The sequence below is a fragment of the Gilliamella sp. CG35 genome, assembly GCF_046635745.1.
Taxonomy (GTDB): Bacteria; Pseudomonadota; Gammaproteobacteria; order Enterobacterales; family Orbaceae; genus Gilliamella; species Gilliamella apicola_I.
This window is the reverse complement of the sequence record NZ_JBIDFH010000017.1, coordinates 31,122-52,659: the sequence shown is the minus strand read 5'-3', so window position 1 is coordinate 52,659 and position 21,538 is coordinate 31,122. Positions and strand designations below refer to the sequence as shown.

Below are 21,538 nucleotides of genomic sequence, written 5' to 3'. Positions count from 1 at the left end.
TAATCGGTTATTTGATTGCACGTTGAAACAATCCGAAAACAGCTGCCTTATATCCATATCATTCCTAGAAATTATAGTTTTGTTTTTAGTTATTTTTGAATTTTAATTTTGATAAAAATTTTAAAGTTCTAAATTACATTGTTTTACAATTAAATGCAATTTTTTTTAGCATAATTTAGAATTAAATTAAATGTATAGCTGTGTTAAGTGTTTAAGATTAAGCTTGGTATTCACCACTAATTATTAATATAAAATAGTGTAAATTTTAGGTAAATCAATTATTGAAGCTTTAGAAGAAACCTCAAAAAATGATTTGTCGTTAATGTGGTTTATCCCTATGTATATAGGGAACACGTTGTTAGGTATTTTCCGTAACTGCTTCAAAGCGGTTTATCCCTATGTATATAGGGAACACTACGCCGCACGTTTAATTTCGGGGTTGTATCGCGGTTTATCCCTATGTATATAGGGAACACTCTCAAAAAAACTCATTTGCCGACCACGTCGGCGGTTTATCCCTATGTATATAGGGAACACCGACGGCAGTAAAAAATTAACTGCTGCAGTTAAGGTTTATCCCTATGTATATAGGGAACACCAAAAATTGAGACTGTTGATCCGCACCCGCATCGGTTTATCCCTATGTATATAGGGAACACTGCAACTGACGCAGTTTTAAACGCAGACGGTACGGTTTATCCCTATGTATATAGGGAACACACATATTTGATGTTTTTATTCATTTAAAATCACCGGTTTATCCCTATGTATATAGGGAACACTACATTTTTTAAATGTAACGATTTGGCTATCTCGGTTTATCCCTATGTATATAGGGAACACAAACATGTCAAAGCGGTATCTCATCATATCCCCGGTTTATCCCTATGTATATAGGGAACACGTTATGAATGTAACGCAAGAGGGAGCGAAGAGACGGTTTATCCCTATGTATATAGGGAACACTACAGCCTCATCCTCAGAACCGTGTTCGCCCCCGGTTTATCCCTATGTATATAGGGAACACTCTTCTAGTATCTGATTCATCATAACCGCATCGGGTTTATCCCTATGTATATAGGGAACACTCTTATTATAACTTATTGTTTATTAATTAAAATAGGGAGGTGTAAAATTCTACCGATTTTTTTGATTCTTTTTTGAGCAATTAAGGATTGAGCAATAACAGCTTAAATTTATAATTTAATCAAACTGTTAAATATGATTTATAAGGGAGCTTTTACAATACACGTTCTTGTAATTTTTTTGTCTACCAACCAATTTGCAATCATCATATGTCTGTAATCGATTGGTTAAAAGTTAATGACAAATTACCGTGCATTATACCTCTTTGTATTATTTAATCTTATTGCTCTTTCCATACATATTTGATACCAATTCATTTGTTGATATCATTTAAGTGAAAATATCGTTTAATTTTGTTTAATATTTTATTATTCTACATAATATTGGTGTAACGTTTATTATTGAATTGCGTAAAACATGTAACTAGCATAGAAAAAAAGCCCTAAAAGGGCTTTTTTATGGTTTTGGTAATGTAAATTTTTTGACCCCATCTTTCGCTTTAGTCTGTGCTAATGTCATAATTTCGATGAAATCTGCTTGATTTTTTTCAAAATCCTCAGCTGTTTTAAATTTCTCTAATGTATTTGGTTTTTGCTTATCGAATTCCCACATTGCTAAATAAACAGCCTCAAGTTTATTTGATGGTTTATCATTTATATTTAATTTATTTAGATCGCTCATTACTGAGTTGAGGAACTTATCGAAATAACTATCAGCGGTTACGCAACTTTTCAACGAAGGAAAAATGACATTATTTTTAGAGCCAAGACAAATCATATCAAGCTTAGTTCCTTTATTGATATTCATGGCATCATCTTTATTTTTTAATTCAAGCGAAACATATTCAAATTGATTTTTTCCATTTGCTACTACATAGGGATCGCCTGTCAAACTGGTTTTTACTCCTGATGCAACTGTTTTAATATTAACCAAATTTTTATCATATTTTTTTTCATAAACATATTGGTTATCACCATATTCTTTAATTAGCTGTGCAGCATTAACCGTTGGCATTGCATCCATAAAACCTGATTTTCCATTCGCTCTGAACACAGCTATATCATCTTCTATTAAAAATTCAATGATCCTTTTTGCATTTTCATTTGCTGAGACATTAAAACCAATACAAGCAAGGATGGCGCTAAAAACTACTTTTTTCATGTGATATTTCCTGTAACTTAAAATTTATAAAAAGCATAACTTAACAAATTAAATACAACTTTTCAAATTTTTTCAATAATATAATTTGTATTTACCATGTCAGTTAACATCACACATGTCATCGTAATGGTTTGTTGATCCAATTGTTTGGTCACCGTTTTATTGGTTTGATTTGGGTTGGGTTGCTTGCTTGACCTATAGTGTAATGTAAAAAGCCTATAGTCGGCAGATTTAGTTCACCCTAGGTTAGGTTGGATAGATAACTATATTTGGTGGTTTATCCCTGTGTATACAGGGAACACTAAATAGTCCCACATGGAACTATTTAACTAGCCGGTTTATCCCTGTGTATAAAGGGAACACTTGTGCGCCTCGTGGTGATTGTTGTAAAGTTACGGTTTATCCCTGTGTATACAGGGAACACTGATTCAAAAATATAATTATACGATTGAAGATCGGTTTATCCCTGTGTATACAGGGAACACTTAACAACGCCCTGACAAGCGGTCTATTTTTCCGGTTTATCCCTGTGTATACAGGGAACACATGGATTGATTATGGATTATTACAAAAAAACACGGTTTATCCCTGTGTATACAGGGAACACTTTCGGCAGAATAACAACTAATAAGATTAGCGCGGTTTATCCCTGTGTATACAGGGAACACCTGATTAATTTAATAATCAGCTCGTGATATTCCGGTTTATCCCTGTGTATACAGGGAACACTTCGTAAAGCAACTCGCTAATTGATTGTTTTTCGGTTTATCCCTGTGTATACAGGGAACACCCCTGTCACGTGGCAGGGAAATGTATACGAGCCGGTTTATCCCTGTGTATACAGGGAACACATACACATAATCTATATTTTGACCAATAAAAACGGTTTATCCCTGTGTATACAGGGAACACTATCGTTGATATTTTTCAACTGGGTTTGTAAAAGGTTTATCCCTGTGTATACAGGGAACACCCTTATTATAACCCATTGTTTATTAATTAAAATAGTAAGGTGAAAAAATCTACCAAATTTTTTGATGCTTTTTTGAGCAATTGATAATTAAGCATTAACGGCTTAAATTTATAATATTATCATAATGTTAAGCGTAATTAGTAAGGAATTTTGTACGACATTTTTTTCTATAATTTTTGTTCGCACCACGCAATAGTGAGTTGATCGGCATATTCCTTAGTCATTTTTTCTGTGGCACTGCTTAACTGTGTAAATTTTTGGCTTATGATCTCTTTACTGGGTAGTAATCGAGCCCTTTTATATTATTATTTTTTAAATGAAATCTAGCCATGTCCCACTTAAAATATGCGTTTTCTCATCTAGATTATTATTATTTATAGAAGGATATTCCTTGTGGTAACAATTACACTATTGTAACGAGTTTTTTTGATTACGATACTCTATGACCCTTTTGTATATTTAGTCACATGCCCTAAATTTTAAGGTCAATCTATATTATTCTTTGACCTTTAATAGAAGGTGTTATGCTTTTAGAAGTAATGATAAAATAGCTTTTACTGTTTTCATTGGGGTGTTAATTAAGTTTCTCAATAATTAATTTTTTATATTTATAATCAGTACTAAAAGAACCTTTTTCATTCCATATAGTATCCGTGACTTTTATGTATAGAATATTGTCATTCCAAACCAAATCCCAAATAATCCATTTTTCTGTTTCGAAACAAAAATTATGCTCTATATAATCATGTTTAATCTTATATAAGTCTATAATTGATTTTGATCCTTCATAATCTAAATAAAAGGTAGTAAAATGCGTTTTTGCCTTATTTATATAGGGTATTCCTTGTAAAGTAATGGTATTATTTTTGTTATCCTGAATTTTAACCTCGCTATCTTCATAAGATGAAACTGTAATAATATCCTTATTCAAGGGCTTCCAATAACCATAATAGTCATGAATTTTCATGGATTCGTTATCGTTCAAATTATTTATATAGGTTTTATTGTTCACTTTTAGGTATGATTCTGTTTTTATGAATCTTTTATCATTTTTTTCAATCATTGGGTCATAAATTTTTTTCATATGACGGAATTCTTCTGCGCTGCTTTTTTCTTCTATAAAGTTTATTGAAAACTTTTTTAGATTATTAGCTTCACTATTTGTTGTATAACTACCTACCAGAAATAAAAAAATAGATAAGAAAAGGTGTTTTATCATTTTGTTTTAACGCTATGTAATTTGTGTTATATCGGTAATTTATCTTTGTGTATGCGGGGAAACATGGTCGCTGCCGACAATTTCACTGTCCACAAAAAAATAGGCAATTTCTTTTTCAGCTGATGATAATGAGTCAGAACCATGAACGGCATTTTCAGTTACGTTGTCAGCAAAATCTGCACGTAATGTACCTGTAGGGGCTTTTGATAAATCCGTTGGGCCCATAAGATCACGATAACGTTTGATAGCATTTTCACCCTCTAATACTTGTACTATAATCGGACCAGAAATCATAAATTTAATTAAGTTATTGAAAAACGGTTTTCCTTGATGTTCGGCATAGAAACCTTCAGCTTGTGTTTGGGTCAATTTAAGCATTTTTATTGCAATGATATTAAGATTTGCTTGAGTTATTCGAGTTTCTATTTCGCCCATTAAATGTTTTTTTATGGCATTGGGTTTAATAATTGATAAAGTACGTTCAATAGCCATTGTGCGTTATCCTTGTTAATCTGAAGTAAATTGGATTCGTGTTATTTGTCCACTTTCATCGAGTAATAATAATCGATGTTGTCCTTTTTTAACGATTGTTAATGCGATTTTATCATTATCAGTTGATTGGGCAACAAGTTCTCCATCTAGAAACCACCATTTTTCGCCCACTCCACCTTCGGCAAACAGTTCGATATTTATTTGATTTTGTCCCGGTAGCGATTTAACAAATTGCTGGTTTTTCAATCCGATAATCGTTAGTGTAGAAAAAATATTTTTTTCCATTATAGGACAATCTTTATCGATTGGTGGAATAAGTGAATTTCTTCGCTCTTTCGGTAATAACCAGTTTTCCAGTGCTATAGGCCAAAGTGCTATTGTTTTTTTCTGAGCACCAGCACAATCAGGCGCAACACGTTTTCCTTGATCATTAATCCATACATTTATCCAACCAGTGCGATAAATAGTTTTAAGTTCATTTAATGAATTTTGCGTTGGTGGAATCATGTTATTTAATACCCAAGCCGTTTTTTGACGGTGACAATTATCATCTGTTACAGGTAATATTTGTCCAGTAGGCCAACATATTTTTTCTGATGTGACCGAGTCCGGTTTAACCGAAATTGGTAACGGTCGATTAATTCGATTTTCTTTATTTAATAATATTGAGTTTACTTGTTGCAAAATTGGGGTAGCGGTAATTGCACCATATTGACCTATTACTGGTGTTCCGTCAGGACGACCAACCCATACTCCAATTAAGTAACGAGGATTGATGCCGACAGCCCATGCGTCTCGATATCCATAGCTGGTTCCTGTTTTATAATAAACGCGATTATTATTAATAAGCATTTGTTTTGTGATCCATGCACTACCCTCAGAAATTAACGGTTGATTAATGATAGGTTCATTTTGAGTAAATCTTAAAGGGCTAACTTCACCTTGTCGAGCAAAGGCACTGTAAGCACTCACTAAATTATCCATTCTTAACGAAGCCCCACCTAAAATATAAGCGATATTAGGATTGTTGCCTTGTGAAATCAATGGCAACCCCACGCTAAAAAGTTTAGCTGCAAATCGTTTTGGACCATAGAGTTCAATAAGTTGTACTGCCGGAAGATTAAGGGATTTTCGCAGTGCATTTGAGGCGCTGACGGGTCCGTTAAAATCTTCGTCAAAATTAGTGGGTCGATAATCAGTACTTATACGCGGCACATCTTGCAGTAAAGATTCAGAATGAATCATTCCATCATCAATCGCAAAAGCATAGATAAAGGGTTTTAATGTTGAGCCTGGTGATCGTAGTGCTTTAATCATATCAATCTGTCCAAAGCGTTCTTTATCATTAAAATCCGCTGATCCTAAATATGCTTTCACCGTCATATCAGTATGATCGACAACTAATATCGCAAGCGATGTTTTAGGGGGTAACTGTTTTTTGCGGTTTAATACCATATCTTCAAGATGATATTGAAGTGAAGGATCAATAGTTGAATGAATAATTTCATCATTAGGATATTGCTGCTTTAAACGATAAGATAGCAATGGGGCAAGTTGTGGGGATTTGCGAGGATGTACCCACACTTCATCTTGCTTAACTTGCTCAATAATTGCTGGTGTCCAGACTTGATATGTTGCTAGGCGATCCAAGACTTTGTCGCGTGCTTGTTTGGCTCGCTCTGGGTATTTATCCGGTCTTAATCGGCTTGGCGCTTGGGGTAAAACCGCTAATAAAGCAGCTTCGCTACGAGTTAACGCACTGGGTTTTTTACCAAAATATGACCAGCTCGCAGCACCAATACCTTCTATTGTTCCCCCATAAGGAGCATGGTTAATATATAGCGTGAGTATTTCTTTTTTACTGTAATGCAGTTCAAGTTGTAAAGTTCGAAATATTTGCTTTAATTTACCTGAAAGCGTTCGTTCATGAGGATAGAGTAATCTGGCAACTTGCATTGATATTGTACTACCACCAGATATAATTCTATCATTATTGATATTTTGCCAAGCAGCACGAAGCAAAGAAAAAGGGTTTATCCCAACATGTTCATAAAAATAGCGATCTTCGTAATTTAATAAAACATCCAGATAATAATCAGGGACTTCATCGAGTTTTACGGAATAACGCCAAATACCATTTTCATCAGCAAATCGCCACAAAGGTGTTCCGTCTTGTGCAACTATTGTTTGAGTAGGTTTATTTTTTGAAATTGATATGGGAAAAAGGTAATCAGCGATGAGAAACATAATTAACCCAAAAAATCCGAAAATGAATAGCCAAATAAGAAGTTTAAAAAGGCGTTTTATTATCTTCATTGTCATTATCTAATTTCAGGAGTTAACAGAGATTTTTACACAAAAACACCGCCAATTTTATTTGGCGGATGTTTTGATGATAATTAATTTAATGAGTTTATACTGCTAATCATTTTTAATTTTAGGTTGAAATATTGTCATCATATCTAGTGTTTGACCAATCGCAAATCTTTCCGGTCGATACATTGATTCAACAAATGGAGAAGGCACCATATAGCTACCTGGCGTCACTGCTCTAACTAAATAAGCCATACGTTCACCGTACAAATTTCTGCCGATATAATTTTGGATATCAACAGCCGCTACGTATCTATCATCACGATATTGCTGATAACGAATATGACTACTATCTTGATTATTGAGTAAATTGGCTAACCCAGGAATAGAATCTAAACTGACATTACTGCCTATAAGATTTTGATTTTCCAATTCTAATCCAGCAGGTAAGAAATCAACAATTAACGCATCTTGAATTCTTTCTCGCGATTTTACATCTAAGATGACAAGCATCATTGTACCCACTTTTACATCTGTAGGAATAATAGGGTTGCCTTTCATATCATAATAACTTCGACTGATCCTTAAGATGTTCCCATTTGATGTTGGTGCAGGTGCTGTTTTAGCATAACCTGATACGGTTAATTTAATATATAGCGGTTTATCATTTTGTGGGTTACTGATAGTTAATCCGTGATTTATATCGTTAAAATTAAAATTACGTTTAAATGACCCACTAGCCGAAGTGACTTCATTATTCACTGCTACTTTAAACTTCTGTGTGCTTTTGCGTTGTTCTAACGACCATCCCGCAATAAACAGTGAATTTAATTCTTGCGTTGATAGATAACGTTTGTCATTTAATAAATCAGATAATTTAAATAGATATTCAGTTTGCAAATTCGTACCAATTTTATTTTCAACAAGAATCGCTAATACTAAAGCGTCATCACGAAGTTCACTACCGTAATCACCATAATAATTAATGTCGTTTTCGTAATTTGTATTTTTCACTTCTTCCATCAAAGCTCGATATAATTCTTCATAACCGGTAAGTTTTGCCGTTAATGCTAACTGCATTATAGGTAGTGGAGATAACGCTATGTTATTGTCTATAATTTTTCGAGATAGATTTTTAATTTCATTACGCATTATCGAAGTAATTTTATCTTGTTTTGCCATTAACATTAACGCATAAGCTTTTATCGAAAGCTCTGTATGATCATATCTATCTGAATTTTGATAATAATATCTCATGTTATCAAGAACTGAAGAGGAATAGATATACTCTCCAATTCGTGTCATCGCTGAATTGAGTGCTTTATCATTCACTTGATAACCTCGTTCTTTAGCTTGAAGTAGAAAATCAGTGGCATAGACAGTAAGCCAATATTCTTCATTACTTTCACTACTCCAAAGACCAAAACTACCATTGCTTCTTTGCATTGATAAAATACGAGAAATCCCTAATTGAACATTTTGACGACGTTCTTCATCCGAATCGGTTTTGATGCCTAATGCAGCTAGCTGTTCACTATTAGCATATAAAGATGGAAATAAGCCACTTGTAGTTTGTTCCAGACATCCATAAGGATACGCAAACAATTCTTTGATATATTGGGCAACATTTAACGGTGGCTGATTAGAAACAATTAATTGAGCGCTAACAGTATTATCAATTAAATTATCTAAATTAGACGGGGATAGCATCCAACTTTCACCTGCATCAATTGCTTCAACATAACTTTTGTAGGTTGCAGAATAGGCAGGCCTGACTCCTAATTTCCATGAACGGTTGATTTTATAATCCGATCCATCATTCAATTTAATTCCTGTTACGGTGACTGTTATGGTTCCTTGACCATAGCCGTAATCAGCAATAATAGGGATTTGAATAATATTTTTCTGCTTTGTATCAAGCTTAAGATTGATAGATTTCGATTCCGTTTGATAAACCAGTCCTGAGGTTGCGACATCAATTTTCATGGTTTGAGTTGTATCAGTCAAATTATGGATATCTAATGCTAATTCAGCACGATCTCCACCTGATATGAATCGAGGAATAGACAATTCAGCAATCACAGGAGAAGCAACAATCATCGCTTGCTCAGCTTTACCAAAGCGGTTGTCATCCCATGCTTGCGCCATTAAACGTAATTCTCCATTAAAATTTGGTAATGCTAATTCAACAATTCCTTCACCATCTTCATTTAATTGGATCGTTTTGAGTTGTTGAGCAACGATGTTTACTTCCGTTAATGGTCTTTTACCGCCTGCGGCTACCGCATCACCACCAAAACTCATTTTAATGTTTCGTCCTTTTGCCTCAATTAACTTGCCGTATACGTCATACTGATCAACATCATATCGTTTACGTCCTAAAAATGAGGTATAAGGATCGGGCGTTGCAAAATTAGTTATATTCAACACGCCTGCATCTACCGCAGAAACTAAAACTGTTACGGTATGATCTTTATTAATTGCTTGTTTATCCATTCTTATTTTAATTGGAATGGTTTTTTCTGGCTCGGTTTTATTCGGTGCGTCAATCGTGATATTTAATTGACGATTTGACGTGTCTAACGGTAAATAAAGTAGACCTACCGCCCGTTTAACCGTTTGTACTTCAGCATTCGTCGATGGTCGGATAATCATTGCATTTATATAAATATCGTGACGTTTCCAATCATTAATTGGAATTTCAACTTCAAGACCTTCATCGTCAACGGTAATTTCTTTTTTCCATAATGTTCCATCGTTGGTTTCAAGTGATATGTAACCTGAACCGGCAGCCGGTGCTTGTACGTGTACTTTTGCTGTATCACCAACCGAATAAAATGCTTTGTCTATACTCAATTTTACCTGATCTGGACGCAAATTATTTGTACCTTGAGTATTATCTTCCCAGTCATAGCCAGCCCAAAAACGAATGTTACTTACTACATTGGTATTTGGATCAACAATTTCCATTCGATATGCCCCATAATCATCAGGTTGATAGCTGACTTTAGCTGTAGCGTTTTCATCAATGGAAATCCTATTTTCTGAAACAACAAACTCTTTTAAAGTTGAATGTTGCTCCCAACCACTTCCATCAGACCAAGACCAATAATAATTTCGACGCTCACGCACTACACGGGCTATTAAATTATTAGTAGCAAGTTTTTCACCTTGCTTATTCACGTAAGCGACTTCAAACTCCGCTAAAGCGCCAATGTCAACAGTTGGACGCTCACTATAAGTATCCATCTGCCAATTGTAATAAGGTTCGTCACTAAATAAAGTACGTAAAGCGGGAAGTTGATTTGCTGGCCAAATATCTTGAGTTGCATAACGAGTAACTGGTCTTCCACCCGAATCCAATAAACTTATATTTGTCACGATTCTAATAGGTTTTTTTACACGAGCCCACTGATTTGCACTAAGCTTGATTTCTGTTTTACCATTATTATCCAAAGTTTCATCAATTTCAGACAACTCAGTATAATCTGTCTCACCTTGAACATTTCCGATTTTAAAATCATTTAATCCCTGAACAGTTCTTAAATTTTTATAATAGTTCCTACCATTCAATTTATTCCCAGAAGCTGGTGCACCATAGAGATACCAACCTTTTATACTAAATTCCACGTCTTGATCAAATGATATAGGTTCATTAGAAGGCGCTTTGATTTCCATTGCCATTCTTTCTGGCAGGAACTCTTCTACTTTAAAATAAGAAAAACGATAGTTGTCATCACCGACATTAATACGAAGTGACCATTTACCTGTTGGCGCATCATTTGGTATCGTGAACTCAACTTGATATAAACCATGCGTGTCTGGTTCTTTTTTTACGTAACCACTTGCTATAACATTATCGTCAGAAGAGAGCACCTCAACCATGATTGGTTGATCAGGTAATTGTTGTCCATCAGCATCACGTAATAATGCGTTAAAATAAACCTTTTCACCAGGACGATATAAATCGCGAGGCCCAAAAATAAATAATTGTTTTGAATAAAAAGTTGAACCAGATAGATTAAAGTCCGTTAAATTTAGGCCATTACGATTAATGGTGACAAATGAAGTCTGTCTTCCATCATCGGCTGTTAATAATGAATAATTAGATCCTTCTGGTAATGTGATCTCAGCAAAACCTTCATTATTCGTTTGGAATGAAAGGGTATTACAATTATTATTGTTGTCATTTGAGGAGTTAACACAAAGTAGCGATAAATTTATGTTTGGTAACGGTTTGCCATTATCTAATCCATGAGTCATCACCAATAATTTACCATTGTTGTAAGCATGAATAGCTATCCCAATATTACTGATTGAAAATAATGTGGCAGGCAATTCATCATTATAAGATCCAGCTTTATCCATTATTGCAAGATAAATGCCTTCCTTATTTATTTCTGAAAACTTAGATAAATCCAGTAATAGTGTTTCTTGAGTATTTGGTGTAGGATTCAGATCAAACCTTGAAGAAAAAGATAAATCCATATATTCTTCAAAATTTTGTGAACGCCAAGTATAATAACGGTTTATAAATCCGTAATTCGTAATAAATTTAGCTAACTTTTCTGGTTTGATTCGATAAAAATTTATATCGACTTTATCAATATTCAGTGTCGTAACCGGTAAACCATTCATGGATTTGCTGGGTAATAATACTCCACTACTTGAAAAAGCGATAAAAGGCTCACGATTTTGGGTATTAATTTCAATTTGATATACTGAGGATAAACTCTTATCATTGATAGCAGATAGCATTTTATCAATGGTCAAGGTTAACTTACGATTCGGTTCAAGGAATCGATACCTTAATTCCAAACCGTTATTTGAAAGCTCCCATGCGCCATCAACCGTTCCTTTTTCCTTATCGACAAGTCTTAGAAGATTGGAAAAATTGAGTTTAGGGTTAACCGGAACAGAAAACGTAACAACTAAAGTACTCGAACCATCAAGTATCATTTCTGAGGTATCAAGGACAGTAAAAGGGTTATTTTTATATTTTTCTTTTAACTCAGGAGTAACAGTAAATATACTTTGAGTTTGATTATTTTGATTCGAATTAATCTTTGAAGTATTGTCATTGACAGATTGAGTTGTTGTCTGACTATCTTTGTTTTCATTAGCTATCGATGAAGATTTATTATTATTATCACAACCGATTAAAACCAAAATTAAGCTCAACACGCTTAACCCTTTAATAAAGCTCATTATTTTTCACCTATTTTCTATTCCAAATATTACATTATCAACATTTTTTGATTATCTATATTATGCACTGCCTAAAAACGTTTGGCAAAAGTTGTTTTTAAAGACAATGCCACTCCTTCAAGTATGTCTGATAAAAAAATTATCTTTTATTAAAACATATTGTTAATAGAAACTATTGCCATTAGATGAAGAGACAAAACTCATTTATTCATGAAAATAAATGAGTTTTGTAAATAGTGGAAGGCGCTTCGTTACAAAAGCGAACAAAATTATGAATTGGCGCTAGCTAACGTCATTAATCTTTTCATTAAAAAATTTAAAATAACACCATAAAGGGGTAAGAAGAATAATCCACAAATTAAAATTTTAAAGCTATAGTCAATCGAGGCTATTTCGATCCAATGATTCGCCATAAATTCGTCGTTACTTTGATAAAAGGCAATCGCAAAAAAGACAATAGTATCAATACCATTACCTAATACCGCTGACGCCGAAGGCGCAACCCACCACGCTTTATTTTTTCGTAAATAATTAAACACGGTAATATCCATCAGTTGCCCAACCAAATAAGCAGCAAAACTGGCTAATGCAATACGAAAGACAAAACTGTTAAAATCACACAACGCTGAAAATCCCATCCAATGCCCTTCGAAAAATACAACCGAAATAGAATAAGAAAACAGTAAGGCCGGTATCATGACAACAAAGATAATTTTTCTGGCAAGGCTGGCACCAAATACCCGAATGGTTAAATCGGTGGTTAAAAAGATAAATGGAAAGGTAAATGCTCCCCATGTGGTATGAAAACCGAAGATATCAAACGGGATTTGTACCAAATAATTGCTTGATGCAATAACTAAGATATGAAAAAAAGAGAGCCAACAAAGTGCTTTACGCTGCTGAGCTGGAGTAAATTTTTTCTGTAATGAGTCTGAGTGAATATTCAAATACATATTCGTTTCCTTTTTTGAATGGGGTGAGAGAACCCATGATGTTTAACGTAAAAATGATGTAATTAAGGTAAAAATGTCGGATTACCTGAATTTAATTACATCAATATTTAATATTTTCAACTTGTTATACAAAATAATCGTTGATGATTTGCCTGCATTCATTTAATCGTCAGACACGACTATGTTGTGACATCGGTTAAATATTGATTTAACCCTTTTTCACGCAGCTCACAACTTGGGCACTGACCACATCCGCCGTCAACCCCGTAATAACAAGTGTGAGTGTGTTGTCGGATATAATCAAGATAACCGAGTTTATCAGCCATTTCCCATGTTTGCGCTTTAGTGAGATACATTAAAGGGGTGATGATGTTAAACGTGTAATCCAAGGCTAAATTCATCGATACATTCATGGATTTAATAAAGATATCTCGACAATCCGGATAACCACTAAAATCAGTTTCACATACGCCAATAATAATATCTTGAATAGCGTGTTGTTTGGCATAACACCCCGCTAACAATAAAAATAGCATATTACGCCCGTCAACAAAGGTATTCGGATAATTCCCTTCTTGAGCGGCTTTGATTTCTTGTGAGTCATCAATCAAGGCATTATTGGTCGTTTGTTTGATCACTGAAGTATCAATAAGGGTTTGCTTTACACCAAGGTCGTCAGCAATCCATTTGGCTTTTTCAAGCTCAATGGCATGTCGTTGACCGTATTGAAAGCTGATTGTTTCAACGTTTTCACGTCCATAATCAGCAATGGCTTGCAGCAGGCAAGTGGTCGAATCTTGCCCACCCGAAAATATCACAAGTGCTTTACGATGTTGCATGAAAAAATTCCTGTTAGGCTGATGAGATTAGCGATTATCGACTTTTTCAGGATAAAGATCGTGATTAGCTAAACGATTAAGCGCAATTTGTTCCCAGTGAGTACCGGGTTTACCGTAATTAGCATAAGGATCAATAGAAATACCACCACGTGGCGTAAACTTACCCCAGACTTCGATATATTTGGGATCCATTAATTTAATCAGATCTTTCATGATGATATTAATGCAATCTTCATGATAATCACCATGATTACGGAAACTAAACATATAGAGCTTAAGTGATTTACTTTCGACCATTTTGATATTCGGTACATACGAAATGTAGATCGTTGCAAAATCAGGTTGACCGGTGATAGGACAAAGACTGGTAAATTCCGGACAATTGAATTTTACAAAATAGTCATTATCAGGATGTTTATTATCAAAGGTTTCCAGAATTTCTGGACAATAAGTTGTAGGATAGCGAACAGACTGATCGCCTAATAGTGTAACGTTACTCATAATTTTCCTTAGTTTTTTTGCGTGGGAGGTTTACGAACCACGTGATAAGGCGCACACCTTACCTTTTTTTGTGATAAAAGTCTAGCCTATAGCTTAATCACTTAGCATAACGGCGTTAAACGCAAAGTTAACTTAATTTGCTTGAAAATTGGGTCATTTTGGTTAAACAATAGCAATGCGTGTTGAATAAGAAAGTTGTCATCATCAACGGGATAACTCACAACGTTATCACTATTTTGATGATGACAAATTTGGAGGATAATGTTAATAAAAGCTAAAAACTAAGATTTACTTCGATTTCACTGCTTTGTAAAAGTTGTCCAATTTATCTTTAGCTTCCGCAAGTTCTTTTTCAGCATCATTTAATTTTGCGGTTTTTTCGGCAATTTTTTGGTTATCACCTTTGAGTTTTGCCTCTGCTAAATCTTTTTGTCTTTCTGCCATTTTTTCAGTCTTATCAGTAATATTATTTTTGTATTCTGCCTCTAAATTATTATCTTTACAATGCATTTTGACATTTAACAATGCTTTTTCTAATCCTTGAACACGTTCAACATTATCTGTTTTTTGGGCTTCAGTAATTTGTGCTTCAATTGCCTCTTTTTTGCCGGCACAGGTTTGCCCTTCATGATCATCAACGTTTGCGGCACAAACACCTAATGTAAGGGTTGTTAAAAAAGAAAGCAGTGTTAATTTACTTACAGACGACTTAATTGTTGATTTCATAATAATTCCTCTTAAGTTTATTTTCTTAATTGAACACAATCGACTTTATGGTTTTTGCCTTTCGTTAATATTAAACTTGCTCGCTCTCTTGTCGGTAAAATGTTTTCGATCAAATTTAATTCATTGATTTCTCGCCAAAGACGATTAGCGATATTTATCGCTTCTTGTTCTGGAAGCTGTGAATAGTGATTAAAATATGAGTTAGGATCACTAAAGGCGCCAGCTCGAAATTTTAAAAAACGATTCACATACCAATCATGTAGAAGCGACAAATCTGCATCAACATAGATCGAAAAATCAACATAATCTGAAACAAAGACTCGGTTGGTATTTTGTGTAAAATTTAAGGTTCCTTGTAATACGTTTAATCCTTCTAAAATAAGAATATCAGGACTATCTATAACGATTTCTTCATTATCAACAATATCATAAACCAGATGTGAATAGACGGGTGCTTTAACTTGAGATTGACCTGATTTTACATCAGCAACAAAATTGATCAACCTTTTAATATCATAAGATTGTGGAAAGCCTTTTTTGTTCATTATGCCACGCTCTTCAAGATATTTATTAGGATATAAAAAACCATCCGTTGTGACTAATGCAACTTTTCGATGTTCAGGCCAACGACTTAATAGTGCTTGTAAAACGCGTGCAGTCGTACTTTTACCTACTGCTACACTCCCTGCTATACCGATAACGTAAGGGATTTTTTGGGTTTTACCTAAAAATTTAGCAAGAACAGCCTGACGGCTAAAACTATTATTAATATAATAGTTGAGCAATCGGGATAAGGGTAAGTAAATTTCGCTGACTTCATCTATGGACAAATCTTCATTAATCCCTTGCAATGAGGTGAGTTCCTGAGGGGTTAATGTCATGGGTTCAGCATTACGCAAACTAGCCCATTCTTGGCGGCTAAACTGCATATAAGGACTAAGATGATTTTTCATCATGTCGTGTTCTCAAATTCCATCTATTTAAATTCATTGGGTTAAGATTATACATAAATCTTACTTTTTACAATCATAAATTAGCATTAATGCATGATCGTAGCTATATTGAAGACTTACTGATAAAATAGCCTAAATAAATATTTGTCCTATTATTAAACAGAGATTATATGTTAAAAACCAAATCGAAACAAAAACCGAAAAAAACCCGTCAAGAGATTAATGAAGAATCTTGGGCACTCAAGCGAAAACGCAAACATAAAGGCTTACCAAGTGGTTCTCGTTTCAATAATGAAACCAAAAAAAATAAACCAACAGCTAAAACCGTTAAAGATCCGCGTATTGGTAGTAAAAAACCGATTTCGTTAATTGCTGATGAATCAGTGAAATCGACCAATAAAATCAAACAACCGAAAACGCAAAAATTAGTTTTATCACCCGAGCAAGAATTGGAACAACTGGAAAACGATCCTAAATTAGAGCAATTACTTGATTTAGTCGAAAGTGGAAGCCAATTAACAAAAGAGCAACAAACATATCTCGATACTAAATTAAATCGTATCGATGAATTGATGCAGCAACTCGGTTATAGTGTTGATGATTTTGAAGATGAAGAAGAGAAACAAGAAGATATTGTAAGTTTATTGAAACGTAATTGACGTCATATCTGAACAAATTTACATTAATTTATTGTGATATATAATGCGATGAATTTGTGATAGTTTGGCTGTTAAAATATCAATATCAATCTGTTCCGTCGACTGAATGTACAATCAAATATTTAATAATGAGAGCCAATCATTATGCCTATGTTAATCATGCTTAGTTTATATATTGGACTATTTATTTGTACTTTACTCTATCTTCGAAAAACGAATCGGATTAAATTTCGTGTTAAGGCAAAACAGAAAACGATTTTAAAAGGTCATGGAAAAAGTCATGTCAAAGACAAAATTAGACGAAAATAATAGCTTAGCAGAAGCACAATTGTGGGATCAAAGTTTAATTGAAAAATACAATTATTCAGGCCCACGCTATACTTCTTATCCTACTGCGTTAGAGTTTAATGAAAATTTTAGCCAACAAGACTTTATCTTGTCCGCCACCCGCTTTGCGGATAGACCTTTATCGCTTTATGTTCATATCCCATTTTGTCATAAACTTTGTTATTTTTGTGGGTGTAATAAACTGGTTACCCGACAAACCCAAAAAGTCACCCAATACTTAGATATACTGGAACGGGAAATAGCTTCACGTTCTCAGTTATTTAAAGATCGCACCGTCACTCAAATGCATTGGGGAGGCGGTACACCGACTTTTTTAACGCATGACGAGATTACTCGACTTATTACCTCGTTAAAAAAGCATTTCCATTTTGATACCCACGCTGAACTTTCAATCGAAATCGATCCAAGGGAAATTACCCCACAAACTATCGATCATCTAGCCAATTTGGGCTTTAATCGATTAAGTATGGGGATTCAGGATTTTAATCATGAAATTCAGTATTTAATTAATCGTGAACAAGATGAACAACTCATTCGATCCTTGATCCTTCAAGCAAGAAAAAACCGTTTTCATTCAATTAGTTTAGATCTTATTTATGGATTACCTAAACAAACGGTTGACAGTTTTACCGAAACATTGGATAAAGTGATTGATATTTCACCCGATCGTTTAAGTGTCTTTAATTATGCCCATTTACCTAGCCGATTTGCAGCACAACGCAAAATTAAAGACCACGATTTACCTAATGCTCATGCAAAATTACAGATTTTACAGACCAGTATTCAAAAGTTAACCCAAGCAGGGTATCGCTTTATTGGTATGGATCATTTTGCAAAACCGACTGACGAACTGGCAATTGCCCAGCAGCAAAATAAATTACATCGAAATTTCCAAGGTTATACCACCCAAGGGGAGGCAGATTTATTAGGGCTTGGCGTATCAGCAATTAGTATGCTGGGTGATAGTTATGCACAAAATCAGAAAGATCTTAAACTTTATCAACAACAAGTTGAATTAAGTGGTAATGGTTTATGGAAAGGGTTTTCCTTAAATGAAGATGATAAAATTCGTCGTGATGTGATAAAACAGCTTATTTGTCATTTCTATTTAGATAAACAAGCGATTGAACAGCAGTATCAAATCCGATTCGATCACTACTTTAACGAAGATTTAACCTTGCTTGACCCATTAGTCAAAGATGGATTAGTCACAGTAACAGACGATGCCATTATCGTTAATCCTAAAGGTCATTTGCTTATCCGTAATATTTGCATGTGTTTTGATAGCTATATGAGACAACAAGCACGGCAACAGCAGTTTTCAAGGGTGATTTAGTCACTAGTCAAACCACCCTCTTTCGATGATGTATTAAAGGCAAAGTTACGGTAAAAACCGTAACTTTTTTTCTTGTGTGGAATTATCAGTTAATGACAAGCTAAATAAACTCTAAATTTGGTTGTTTGTGCAATGACTTCAACACTTTTGAAGGTTTCGTCTAAAATAGCTTGATAAGGTAAAAATGAGTTTGCCACAATACAAAGGTAACCATTTAGTTTCAAGTGTTTTTTCGCTTCTTTAATCAGTGTGTTTACTGCCGTATAACTGGTTTCTTTACCGTCATGAAAAGGGGGGTTAGACACAATAAAATGATATTTATCATTAATATTTGAAAATACATCGCTGGCAACAACTGTTGCATCAATATGATTGGCAATTAACGTTGCTTTACTTGATTCAATGGCAGCAACGCTAACATCAGACAAAGTAAGATTGATTTCAGGATACAATTTACCCAACACGGTTGATAACACCCCTGCTCCGCATCCTACATCTAACACATTGCCTTTAATAATATCAGCATGATCAACTAATGCATTTAATAGCAGTTCACTTCCGGCATCTAATCCTTTTTGACTAAACACGCCCGGTAAACTCTTAATCTCAATATCTTGATCTTCAATGGATAAATGATAATTTAACCACCATTCACTAAGATCAAATGCCAAACGACTTTCAGCTTGAAAATGATACAAACCACAACGCCTTGCGCTGTCAATTTTTTGGATGACACCAAAATCAGCGAGAAGCGACTCAACACTTTTCACCCCCGTTCGATTTTCACCAACAATAAAAATATCACTATCTTTTGGCATATTATTTAATAGATAAGAGAGCTGAAATTGGGCTTCGCTTTTTGTTTTTGGCCAATAATAGATTAACGTATTCATGCCGTTATAAAAATCTTTATCAGGCAGAAGAGAAAAATCGATTTCAGTGCCCTTACGACTATTTTTTAGACGCAAATAGGTATGAAATTGTGAACAATGAATTTTAACTTGATTAGCCGCAATAACAATAGGATAACTATCTTGAATATCACCAGCAATAATAACTTTTTTATCGCTAAAAAATGTTTGATGACGTTCAAGTACTTGACTTGCAGGAGTAAAAGCGGATGTTGCCATAATGCCTCAATGAAAAACCTTTATAAATTGATGCGATGATTATACAATTAACCATCTTTAATCTCTAATAAAAACCGAATGTCGATAATGTCACAACGTGATTGGTACTTACAACAATGCAATATTACGCAATATGTGTTGCGTAAAGCAAATGTTTTTAAAGGTGAAGTGGTAAACCATATTGACGATGAAATTCGTTTAATTGTTGTCGCTGAGCAAAAACCCACGCAAAAAATTTATTTTGATATTTTAAATGCGATTCGCCTTAATCAAGAGCAGGTACTTTTTTTAACGCCTTCACAATTAATCATCCCCTCAGATGATATTGATAAGGTTATATGGTTTATTGACATAAATCCTGATGAATCTTGGAAACGTGCATTAACGATTCAAACAACGGATTTAATTTCTTTAGCTAAAGCTCCACAACAAAAACGCCAACTTTGGCAACAATTATGCGAATATGAAAACTATTTCCACCCTGACCGACAATGATTTACCCGATGCTTTTGAGTTAGAACAACAATGCCACTTGATTCCTTGGTCAAAGCAGACGTTCTATTCAAATCAAGGCGATCATTATTACAATCTTAAATTGACTATCGATAACCGTATAGTTGGTTTTTGTATTTGTCAAATGGTTGCTGACGAAGCTAATTTGTTCAATATCGCTATTCATCCAAAATACCGACAACAAGGGCTTGCTAAGGCGTTACTGAATCATTTAATTGATCACCTGACTAGCATCGATCACCCGATTGCGATTTCCACATTGTGGTTAGAAGTAAGAAGATCAAATACACCCGCAATCGAACTTTATCATTCTCTTGGTTTTAACCAAATTACCGTTAGGAAAAACTATTATCCAACAACCAATGGCAAACACGAAGATGCAATTATTATGGCTTACACATTAACCTTATCATAACGATAAATTACAGAAGGAATAATCAATGATAGCTAATCGGGCTCTACTTTTTGTCAATGGTGAACCGCCACATCACTTTCCAAGTGATTTAACCGGCTATCATTATGTTGCTTGTACTGACGGCGCTTATCATAATTACTTAGCCTCAACCGCTATCATACCGGATTTTATTATTGGCGATTTAGACAGTTACCATCACACTATGGCTGTGCCAGACAAAATCCAAATAATACAAACTCCCGATCAAAATAAAACTGACTTTGAGAAAGCTATCATTTTTTTGGCAGATAAAGGGATTCAACACTTTGATATTTATGGGGCAACTGGACATGCTAGCGACCATTTTTTAGGTAATTTATCGGTAGCGTTGCAGTATCATTCACAATATCAAATTACTTTTTATGATAATTACGGCCACTTCTTTTTTGCCAAAAAGTATCAAGAAATCGTTAATATCAACAATCATATAGTCTCTTTTATACCATTTTGTGAAGTGACGGACTTGACCATTACAGGCGTGCAGTATCCTTTAGTCAATCAAACGCTCACTTTTGGGAAATTTATTAGCGTACGCAATAAAGCCATATCAGATTTAGTTAAAATTACTTTTCAACAAGGTAATTTAATCATTTTCATTGAAGATTTTAGTAGTAAACATTGACGGCGTGATTTACAATAATTTACAATATCATTATACTTTTTTAATAAAAAGA

The 21,538-nt window shown here is 34.3% G+C and carries 16 protein-coding genes, 2 CRISPR repeat arrays and 1 riboswitch; of the genes, 5 read left to right on the top strand and 11 right to left on the bottom strand.

Going from position 1 to position 21,538, the window contains the following annotated elements:
• Nucleotides 1-325: 325 nt before the first annotated feature.
• Nucleotides 326-1,088: direct repeats of the CRISPR family, unit length 29 nt; unit sequence CGGTTTATCCCTATGTATATAGGGAACAC.
• Between the two features lie 454 nt (nt 1,089-1,542).
• The 10 genes from ACGH4F_RS08585 to coaA form a co-directional block, all read right to left on the bottom strand.
• Nucleotides 1,543-2,247, bottom strand: coding sequence for an OB-fold protein (locus ACGH4F_RS08585; protein WP_411590875.1), 705 nt, complete (start codon nt 2,245-2,247; stop codon nt 1,543-1,545).
• 273 nt (nt 2,248-2,520) lie between these two features.
• Nucleotides 2,521-3,220: direct repeats of the CRISPR family, unit length 29 nt; unit sequence CGGTTTATCCCTGTGTATACAGGGAACAC.
• Between the two features lie 574 nt (nt 3,221-3,794).
• Complete coding sequence (locus ACGH4F_RS08580; RefSeq protein WP_411590874.1) at nt 3,795-4,439, bottom strand: hypothetical protein; 645 nt, start codon at nt 4,437-4,439, stop codon at nt 3,795-3,797.
• Nucleotides 4,440-4,478: 39 nt separating this feature from the next.
• Entirely contained in the window at nt 4,479-4,931 is a 453-nt protein-coding gene (ndk, locus tag ACGH4F_RS08575; protein ID WP_411590872.1) for a nucleoside-diphosphate kinase, read from the bottom strand.
• Nucleotides 4,932-4,946: 15 nt separating this feature from the next.
• The gene (gene pbpC / locus ACGH4F_RS08570; RefSeq protein ID WP_411590871.1) at nt 4,947-7,178 is read right to left on the bottom strand and encodes a penicillin-binding protein 1C; all 2,232 of its coding nucleotides are present in this window, start codon (nt 7,176-7,178) and stop codon (nt 4,947-4,949) included.
• Nucleotides 7,179-7,352: 174 nt separating this feature from the next.
• Nucleotides 7,353-12,452, bottom strand: coding sequence for an MG2 domain-containing protein (locus tag ACGH4F_RS08565; RefSeq protein WP_411590870.1), 5,100 nt, complete (start codon nt 12,450-12,452; stop codon nt 7,353-7,355).
• Nucleotides 12,453-12,721: 269 nt separating this feature from the next.
• Nucleotides 12,722-13,405, bottom strand: a complete 684-nt coding sequence (locus ACGH4F_RS08560) for a 7-cyano-7-deazaguanine/7-aminomethyl-7-deazaguanine transporter (protein ID WP_267351431.1) — start codon at nt 13,403-13,405, stop codon at nt 12,722-12,724.
• Nucleotides 13,406-13,584: 179 nt separating this feature from the next.
• A complete protein-coding gene (gene queC / locus ACGH4F_RS08555; protein ID WP_267351430.1) occupies nt 13,585-14,244 on the bottom strand; it encodes a 7-cyano-7-deazaguanine synthase QueC in 660 nt (219 codons plus the stop codon).
• A gap of 27 nt (nt 14,245-14,271) precedes the next feature.
• Nucleotides 14,272-14,745: a preQ(1) synthase gene (gene queF, locus ACGH4F_RS08550; protein ID WP_267378274.1), complete on the bottom strand. Its 474-nt coding sequence runs from the start codon at nt 14,743-14,745 to the stop codon at nt 14,272-14,274.
• 2 nt (nt 14,746-14,747) lie between these two features.
• A riboswitch (PreQ1 riboswitch) is annotated at nt 14,748-14,792 on the bottom strand.
• 241 nt (nt 14,793-15,033) lie between these two features.
• Nucleotides 15,034-15,471, bottom strand: coding sequence for a DUF1090 domain-containing protein (locus tag ACGH4F_RS08545; RefSeq protein WP_411590868.1), 438 nt, complete (start codon nt 15,469-15,471; stop codon nt 15,034-15,036).
• Between the two features lie 17 nt (nt 15,472-15,488).
• Nucleotides 15,489-16,427: a type I pantothenate kinase gene (gene coaA, locus ACGH4F_RS08540; protein ID WP_411590867.1), complete on the bottom strand. Its 939-nt coding sequence runs from the start codon at nt 16,425-16,427 to the stop codon at nt 15,489-15,491.
• Between the two features lie 167 nt (nt 16,428-16,594).
• Between coaA and yihI the strand changes: the two genes are divergently transcribed.
• Complete coding sequence (gene yihI / locus ACGH4F_RS08535) at nt 16,595-17,083, top strand: Der GTPase-activating protein YihI (protein WP_267378267.1); 489 nt, start codon at nt 16,595-16,597, stop codon at nt 17,081-17,083.
• A gap of 280 nt (nt 17,084-17,363) precedes the next feature.
• A complete protein-coding gene (gene hemN, locus ACGH4F_RS08530; protein WP_411590865.1) occupies nt 17,364-18,767 on the top strand; it encodes an oxygen-independent coproporphyrinogen III oxidase in 1,404 nt (467 codons plus the stop codon).
• An 89-nt stretch (nt 18,768-18,856) separates the two neighbouring features.
• Here the strand turns inward: hemN and rsmC are convergent, their stop codons facing one another.
• On the bottom strand, nt 18,857-19,897 hold the full coding sequence (gene rsmC / locus ACGH4F_RS08525; RefSeq protein ID WP_411590863.1) for a 16S rRNA (guanine(1207)-N(2))-methyltransferase RsmC: 1,041 nt from the start codon (nt 19,895-19,897) through the stop codon (nt 18,857-18,859).
• Nucleotides 19,898-19,984: 87 nt separating this feature from the next.
• Between rsmC and ACGH4F_RS08520 the strand changes: the two genes are divergently transcribed.
• The 3 genes from ACGH4F_RS08520 to ACGH4F_RS08510 are packed head-to-tail and all read left to right on the top strand — an operon-like array spanning nt 19,985 to nt 21,486.
• Nucleotides 19,985-20,392 (top strand): DNA polymerase III subunit psi, encoded by a 408-nt coding sequence (locus ACGH4F_RS08520; protein ID WP_267378257.1) that lies wholly within the window; start codon nt 19,985-19,987, stop codon nt 20,390-20,392.
• Nucleotides 20,361-20,825 (top strand): ribosomal protein S18-alanine N-acetyltransferase, encoded by a 465-nt coding sequence (gene rimI, locus ACGH4F_RS08515; protein WP_267351416.1) that lies wholly within the window; start codon nt 20,361-20,363, stop codon nt 20,823-20,825. Before ACGH4F_RS08520 ends, rimI begins: the two co-directional genes overlap by 32 nt.
• Before the next feature lie 25 nt (nt 20,826-20,850).
• Nucleotides 20,851-21,486: a thiamine diphosphokinase gene (locus tag ACGH4F_RS08510; RefSeq protein WP_411590860.1), complete on the top strand. Its 636-nt coding sequence runs from the start codon at nt 20,851-20,853 to the stop codon at nt 21,484-21,486.
• The last annotated feature ends 52 nt before the right edge of the window (nt 21,487-21,538 follow it).